This window comes from Aeromonas sp. ZOR0002 (assembly GCF_963866995.1).
Taxonomy (GTDB): domain Bacteria; phylum Pseudomonadota; class Gammaproteobacteria; order Enterobacterales; family Aeromonadaceae; genus Aeromonas; species Aeromonas caviae.
The window spans coordinates 1-1,636 of record NZ_CAWMFQ010000153.1 but is presented as its reverse complement, the minus strand read 5'-3'; the positions used below and the strand labels follow the sequence as shown (position 1 = coordinate 1,636).

The 1,636-nt window shown below is 64.9% G+C and carries 2 protein-coding genes; both read right to left on the bottom strand.

Translation table 11 applies throughout. The features are described from left to right. A partial coding sequence (mutL, locus tag AACR77_RS09220) for a DNA mismatch repair endonuclease MutL (RefSeq protein ID WP_042880940.1) occupies window positions 1-1,201 on the bottom strand: 1,201 nt, incomplete at its 3' end. A 106-nt stretch (window positions 1,202-1,307) separates the two neighbouring features. After that, window positions 1,308-1,636, bottom strand: a 329-nt coding sequence (locus AACR77_RS09215) for a LysM peptidoglycan-binding domain-containing protein (RefSeq protein ID WP_042880939.1), incomplete at its 5' end; no start/stop codon positions are given.

Below are 1,636 nucleotides of genomic sequence, written 5' to 3'. Positions count from 1 at the left end.
GTTCGGGAGGCTGGTAGTGTCCTCCCCTGCCACCACCGCCTTCCCGCACGCCGTCGCCATCTCGTGCAGAGGCAGGAGCCCGATAGCCATGTTCGGCACCGTACCACTCGGTACGCGGCGCCTGACCCGGATAGGTGATCTCCGGGCTGCCCGGCAGCTCGACCTGGGTCTCGGCCAGAGGTGCATCGGTGGCGCTCCCTGCCCCGTCCTGTCGCAGGGCGGTAAACAGCGCCTGGAAGATGAAATCGTGGATGAGACGCGCCTGATGGAAACGCACTTCGTGCTTGGCCGGATGGACGTTGACGTCCACCTGGCGGGGATCCAGCTCGATATAAAGCACATAGGCCGCGAAGCGATCGGCGGGCAGCAGCTCGTCATAGGCCTGGCGGATGGCGTGATTGATGAGCTTGTCCCGCATCATGCGGCCATTGACATAGGTGTATTGCAGGTCGTTCTGCGGCCTGGCCCCTGCCGGAGTGGCCAGCCAGCCCCACAACCGCACGTCGCTGTGTTCGCTCGATACCGCCAGGGCATGGTGCATGAAGGGGGAGCCGCAGACGGCGGCGAGGCGACGCTCCTGCTCCTCCACCGTGTTGGCCGCCTTGTACTGGCGCACCACCTTGCCGTTGTGGCGCAGGATCAGGGTGACGTCGAAGCGGGAGAGCGCGATGCGGCGCACCAGCTCGTCGATGTGGGCAAATTCGGTCTTTTCGCTGCGCATGAACTTGCGCCGCGCCGGGGTGTTGAAGAAGAGATCCACCACCTCCACCGTGGTGCCCACCGGGTGGGCCGCCGGCTTCACGGTGACGCTCATCTCACGCCCTTCCGCCTGGGCCTGCCAGGCCTCGCTCTGCTCTGCCGTACGGGAGGTGAAGGTGAGGCGGGAGACGGAGCTGATGGAGGCGAGCGCCTCCCCGCGAAAGCCCAGGCTGTTGATCCCTTCCAGATCGTCCAGGGTCGCCACCTTGGAGGTGGCGTGGCGCGACAGCGCCAGCACCAGCTCATCCCTGGCGACACCGCAGCCGTTGTCACGAATGCGGATAAGCTTGGCGCCTCCCTTGTCGATGTCGATCTCGACCCGGTCAGCCCCCGCATCCAGGCTGTTTTCCACCAGTTCCTTCACCACGGAGGAGGGCCGCTCCACGACCTCACCGGCAGCAATCTGGTTGGCCAGAATCGGCGGCAATATACGGATTGGCATCGCTTGCTCCTGCAGATGAAAAAGGGGAAGAGGTGGACCTGGCGCCATCAACGCTCACCGCCCCTCCCTGCCATCGGCAGAGAAGAGCGGCGTTCTTCAGCCCGCGCTATTTTCGCGGAATATAGAGCACCTGCCCTATCTGGATGTCCCGTGACTTGAGCTTGTTGATCTCCACCAGTCGCGCCTGACTCACCCCGTGTTTCTCGGCGAGCCGGGAGAGACTCTGACCACGGGTCACCACGTGGCGGATCATGTTGGACTTGTCGTTGCTCTGCACGCTGGCTACCGGCGCACTCGGCTCCTGGGCTGCGACCTTGTAAGGTTTGATCACGCCGGCACCGGAGGCGCTGCCGACGCTGCTGACCGGGGCGCCGCCCTCACCGACGCGATAGGGCTCGCTCGCCGGCATCCGGTTGGTTACGACCTGCTGCGTTG